Genomic DNA, 6,099 nt, shown 5'->3' on the forward strand with positions numbered 1-6,099 from the left:
TCCTTTTTTATAAAACCGAACAAGAAATTCCCAAAGTATCGGCCGGAACGTTTTATCTTATGAACCTATTTTGACTTCAAGACGTTAATTTTTGACGATACAAAATCCCATTTTTTCCAAAACAATTCAAGCTCTTGGCGGCCCTCTTCATTTAATGAATAAAACTTACGAGGCGGTCCCATATCTGATGGTTTCTTTTCAATATTCACAAGCTTTTTCTTCTCTAATCGTACAAGGATGGTATACACCGTACCTTCCACAACTTCGGTAAACCCAAGATCATTCAGATGGCGGGTAATCTCATAGCCATACGTTTCACGGCGACTGATGATTTCCAGTACACACCCTTCCAGTGAACCTTTTAGCATTTCAGTTAAATTTTCCATGTCCTGATCCTCCTTTACCCCCTATTCTGTCTGACTTATATTCAGTATCACAGAGTACTAAGGCGAATTTTTTACTGAATAGCTTTTGAGTAAAACCACACTATTCAGTATTACTTATTACAACTACATTGTATGACTAAGTAGTTGTGGATGTCAACTTTATTTTCAAAAAAATTAAAAATCCGCTTTACCCTAACCGGATACAGCCTCCTTTTTTGTTGTAAGGGCCATCAAACTAGTAAAACAGAGCTGATTCAAAGTGTAATTTAAATCAGCTCTGCTTTATTGTTTTCATACCGTTATATCTTGTTTTTTCACGATACAAATTGTTTCTCCCTACCATTCCCATTGCATATAAAGCATAAAGGCAAGTGCGGTCAGAGAAAATTCCCAGAGATTATCCGTACATGATACGAGCCTCCAAAATACAATTCTATTAGAAATCTGTTCTCTATATTCTCTTTTATTTTATTTCTGATAGTTGATTAGCAACACTATCTAAAAATTTTTCTACCTTTTCTTTTGATGTATCCGGCGCATGATAACCGATCGTAAATGTAAGCCTTCCATTATAAGAGCTTGCTCCCATTGAAAAGAATGGTGCATACATAATAGGTGATGTCATATACCCGTCCTCAGCTTGAATTTCACCAAACTGAATAGGTTCCTCAGCGATTACTCCCAAATTTGTCAGTAATGGCAACGCCATCCCCATCTGTACAGCCTGTTCATATTGCTGATTATACATTTCCTTCACTGTAGATAGCTTCATTTCTGCCAGTAACTCCATTCCTGCTGCTGAAGAAAGACCTGGATTTTGAGACTTTATTTTATCCATTGATTGTTTAACTCGAACAAGAGTCTGCTTAAATGTTTCATCGTCTTCCATTTTAATCACTGGCATTTCCATACCGGATAAGTTGCAAATAGCACCAGTTGTATTATTAGGCAGATATCGACGTAAATCAATTGTCAAGCCAATCATTTTTTCTGCAGTGCGAGGTTCTGCATACACAGTGAAATGTGATAAAGCTCGGAAGTATGCAGTCATGATTACATCATTCAAGGTAGCCTGTTGAGCTTTTGTCCATTGGGTTAAACGTAGAGTTTGCTCATGGCTCAATCGCCGTACGGACATTTGGGGAAATTTATTTTTGTTAGGTTGAGATGGAAAAGACCATAACGATGCCTGTTGTTCTTGGTTAGGACGATACGCACTTTTTATGTCCGATATTCCAGCGTATTTGAATACATGTGATTGATCTCGACAACTCTCATTTCCCTCATCAAATTCCTTTATAATTTGCTTCTTAGACCGTCCCAATGAAAGGTGAGTATATATCATTCCAAGCAATTTAATATATTCCTTGACTCCTGCACCATCTGAACATAGATGAGACAATTTCACAACTAACATATCTGTTGTAGTGCCCCGTAATAATTTCGTTTGAACCATAGGCCCCTGAATACGATCACCAGGTTCCTTAATAAAATCTATTGCCATTATTTCAAGTTCTTGATTATTTCCTTCTGCAAAAAAGCAAATAGATGAGTTAGTGTCAGATGAATGTTCCTCCCAGTAAGGAATATCATTTTCTACAAACCGGCTGTTCAAAACTGGTTGCAATTGCAACGTTATCCTTACTGATTCTTCAAGTATTTCCTTGGATATACCTACAGGAAAATAAAGAACTGCATTAATTTGTTGATCTGCAGAATAAAGACCTAATACATAATTCATTCGATCTTGTGGTGTTACTGAATACTTTCTTTTCTCCATAATTCCGTCCCCCTTTAGGACTTTTTGTATAACCCTATTTTCCATATGCTTATAATTTTTCTAGTCATTTTTCTTCAAGAGCTAATAACGCTTATTTTTCGAATTTTTAACGAAATCATCTTCTCCGTATTGGTTGCATTCTTTTTGCAGGTGATATATTCATTATTTTATTGTTATTAACACTGCCTAACCTCACAATAAAACCAAACAAGAATAAATTAAGTTTACATATACGTAAACATTTTATTATAACGTCTATAAATTATCAATATAGCAAATAAATCATTTTTATGTCTGTCAATAAAAAATAATATATTCAAGGGCCACTTCATCATATAAGATTGATGTGCATGTAAATGTACCCATATCACTTTCAAAATAAGAATGAGAATTTTTTCAACAAAATAAGCTGCAGTTATTGATTTTACAGTAAGAAAAGCCCCTCCATTTTGAAAATGCGCAATCAAAATGAGTAGGGCTATTTCCAATTTAAATTTTATAAAAGAATGATTATCATAAATAATATTTTACTTTTTAGTCTACCTTATTATTTTCAATCCATTTTCCTAATAAATGAATGGATTTTATCCATATAATTTGAGGTGGTATCGTTGGTTTTTAAAAATAGAAAGCTTATTTTCAAATCAAATGAAAAAGAGGTAAAATTATAGATATTCATGTAGAAATTTCGTTTTGGGGATACTTAAAATCTTAAGGTGATGGGCATGTGGTGTTACACTTTAAAAGCTTTATAAAATTTATAGATATAGCGATTTTCTTTATTAATAATCATTTGTATGTACGTTTACTCACACACATACAAATGATTTATAAAGCTACAATTAAGTGAAAACATCTTTTCCGTTACGATAACATCATAGCCATGTCTTCTGCTGCATTTGTAATTAGTTTTAAACCAAATGTTTCTTGTAATACATCAAGCACGCCAGGTGAAATAAATTCAGGAGCCTTTGGACCGATGCGAATATCTTGAATCCCAAGACTAAATAGCCCGAGTAAAATGGCAACCGCTTTTTGTTCAAACCATGATAGCACAATACTTACTGGCAATTCATTCACTTCACATTGGAAAGCATCAGCTAATGCAGCCGCTATTTTCACTGTAGAAATGGAATTATTACACTGTCCTAAATCAATGTAACGCGGAATTTCCGTACCAGGTACAACACCGTAATCCACATCATTAAAGCGGAATTTCCCGCAAGAAGTTGTTAAAATAACCGTTTCTTGCGGAAGCGACGTTGCTAATTCACGATAATATTCTCCGCCTTTTCCCGGTGCATCACAACCGGCGATAACAAAGAAACGCTTTATTTTCCCTTCTTTTACTGCATCAATAATTTCTGGAGCTAATGACAATACTGTATTATGATGAAAGCCTGTCACTAACTGTTCATCTGACTCCATATGTACTTCTGGAAGTTCTAGCGCTTTTTGAATCAATGGTGTAAAATCATCATTTTCAATTTTTTGTACACCTTCTAAACCTGCAATGTCATATGAAAAGAATCGATCAGAGTACGATCCTTTAATTGGCATAACACAGTTTGTTGTAGCTAATATGGCAACAGTAAATTTTTCAAAAAGGCGTCTTTGATCATACCATGCCTTACCGATGTTTCCTTTTAAATGTTTATATTTTTTCAGCTGCGGATATCCGTGTGCTGGTAGCATTTCAGAATGTGTATAAATATTAATGCCTTTTCCTTCTGTTTGCTTTAATAATTCTTCTAGTGCAAATAAATTATGCCCCGTAACTACAATTGCTTTACCTTCTACACGATTTTGTGTAATTTGTACAGGCTCTGGCACACCAAAATGATTCGTATGTGCCTCATCTAATAATTCCATCACCCGTAAAGCTGATTTCCCCACTTTCATAGCCATATCAATATGCTCTTGTTCGTTAAAGTTAGAATTTGTTAATGTCATATATAAAGCTTCTTGTGTTGTAGCATCTACAAATGCATCCGTATATCCTAGCTGAGCAGCATGTGTGCGATAAGCTGCAATTCCTTTTAGCCCAAACACAATCGTATCTTGTAAACTCGCAATCGTTTCATTCTTGCCGCACACACCCATTACTTTACATCCGCCTGCTGGCGTTTGTTCACATTGATAACAAAACATATCATCCCACCCTCTCCCAATCATTCATTACACCTTAAGCATAATACCCATTGAAAAAAAGTGATGTGATATCAATCACAATAATATATAAAGATTTGTGACAGTTCATATTGTTGACATAATATTTTTATTGACACTAAAAAATATGCATTAGTGTACACACATCTTTCGATACTTTTAAATAGCTAATTAATTTGGAGAAATATATACAACGAAAAAAATTTTTGAATCCCATGTACAAATAGTTGCAATTCATCACATATGAAATAGATATAAAAATACGCTCTTCTTTCTATCATTCAATAGAAAGAAGAGCGCATTTGTCATTTTAAGGAACTATCATTTTTTATTAAAGTCTTTATTGTAAACCTTTTTATTTACAATACATTTACATTATCTTAACATTACTTACATTATTTATATGATATATTTATATAGAAGCTACTTAAGAAATTTCATATACATTTTATCTTTATGATCTCTTATCTAATCAATAAAAAGATCATGTTATATTTTTATAACAGGGGTGAATTACGATGACTGAAACTTTAAAAACACTTATAATGCTTGATGCTACTTATGTTGTTATAGCAATTATGACAGTACTAGTATTTGTATACTTGGAATTAAAATCTCAGTAATATATGCTGGCGTAATCAACAGATTCAGCATTTAAATATAGTTAGAAGAAAGAGAGGAGAAAATTATTTCTCCTCTCTTTTGTATTTCTACAATTTCTTATTTTAATAAATCCAATGTATGTAAAAGTAATCCCCTGTCTCCTACTTCTCCATGACCAGGTACTACCGAATTTATATTTCTATATCGCTTCAGCACATTCTCAATCGATGTGGACCATTCATTTACATAAGCATCCGCAACGTTTCCTAAATCTTTCGCGGACGTAGATTTCACTAAACAGCCTCCAACTAAAATATTGTATTGCGGTAACCATACGACAATATTATCTTCTGTATGCCCTTTCCCTGGATAAAATGTTTCTACTTTCATATTTCCAAACTTCAAATTTGTAACGGTTTGTAAATCTCCAAGTGGCTCTTCATATCCACTTTTCTTTGCTAGTTCTGCAGTTAATGCTGTACTATGCGCTTTAATGCCTCTTTCTTTCAACGTTTTTATTCCGCCAATTCGATCAGCGTGCGCATGTGTAATAATGACATCCGTTACGCGCTTCTGAAATTTCTTTTCTACCATTTCTATTAGTTCCTTCGTTAATTTGTCATCCCAAGAAGAATCCACAAGTACTAACCCTTTAGAAGTATTAAGAACTAGACCGTTCGAAGGAACTGCTTCTCCATTAAAAGAACCTAACTCCGTATGAACCCATACATTCTTGTTTAACTGAGATATTGAAATGGTTCCCGTCTCATTTTTTATTACTGTTTTCTCTACCTTTTGTGATGCTTGTACAGAAGAAATTGTGCTAACAAATTGAATTGTTCCTAGTAAACCTACACATAATCCTACTTTTAACAACGTATTCTTTTTCATGTTATCAACCCTTTCTTTCAAGCTAAATAGTTATTACCTATATTAGACAATTTATCTCAAATGTTTGTTCCATATAATTGGACACTTTATTATCGCCGCTTATGTAAATACACGCATGGTGCAGTAAAAAAGATCACCCAAATTGAAGTGCACCCCAATTGTTAGACACATAACTAACAATTGGAGGTGCATTTTTTATGGCTAAATTTTCTTCAAAAGATAAAATACAAGCAGTAAAACGATATCTAGAAGGTACGGAAGGCGGAAAAA

At 33.9% G+C, this 6,099-nt stretch carries 4 protein-coding genes; all 4 read right to left on the reverse strand.

The features are described 5' to 3' along the window. Positions 1-65 precede the first annotated feature (65 nt). The 4 genes from D1166_RS05140 to bla2 all read right to left on the reverse strand — a co-directional run bounded on the left by D1166_RS05140 (position 66) and on the right by bla2 (position 5,829). Positions 66-386: a PadR family transcriptional regulator gene (locus tag D1166_RS05140; protein WP_000429488.1), complete on the reverse strand. Its 321-nt coding sequence runs from the start codon at positions 384-386 to the stop codon at positions 66-68. 463 nt (positions 387-849) lie between these two features. Continuing rightward, complete coding sequence (locus D1166_RS05145) at positions 850-2,166, reverse strand: condensation domain-containing protein (RefSeq protein ID WP_000415482.1); 1,317 nt, start codon at positions 2,164-2,166, stop codon at positions 850-852. 864 nt (positions 2,167-3,030) lie between these two features. Next, a complete protein-coding gene (gene hcp / locus D1166_RS05155) occupies positions 3,031-4,317 on the reverse strand; it encodes a hydroxylamine reductase (RefSeq protein ID WP_047386580.1) in 1,287 nt (428 codons plus the stop codon). Between the two features lie 738 nt (positions 4,318-5,055). Beyond that, on the reverse strand, positions 5,056-5,829 hold the full coding sequence (gene bla2, locus D1166_RS05160; protein WP_000742472.1) for a BcII family subclass B1 metallo-beta-lactamase: 774 nt from the start codon (positions 5,827-5,829) through the stop codon (positions 5,056-5,058). Positions 5,830-6,099: the final 270 nt, after the last annotated feature.

The organism is Bacillus sp. ISO11 (genome assembly GCF_003458115.1).
Lineage (GTDB): Bacteria > Bacillota > Bacilli > Bacillales > Bacillaceae_G > Bacillus_A > Bacillus_A cereus.

Excerpts from the sequence above, each read along its gene's own strand:
- D1166_RS05140 (WP_000429488.1), bottom strand. The coding sequence starts at position 386 with ATGGAAAATTTAACTGAAATGCTAAAAGGTTCACTGGAAGGGTGTGTA.
- D1166_RS05145 (WP_000415482.1), bottom strand. The coding sequence starts at position 2,166 with ATGGAGAAAAGAAAGTATTCAGTAACACCACAAGATCGAATGAATTAT.
- hcp (WP_047386580.1), bottom strand. The coding sequence starts at position 4,317 with ATGTTTTGTTATCAATGTGAACAAACGCCAGCAGGCGGATGTAAAGTA.
- bla2 (WP_000742472.1), bottom strand. The coding sequence starts at position 5,829 with ATGAAAAAGAATACGTTGTTAAAAGTAGGATTATGTGTAGGTTTACTA.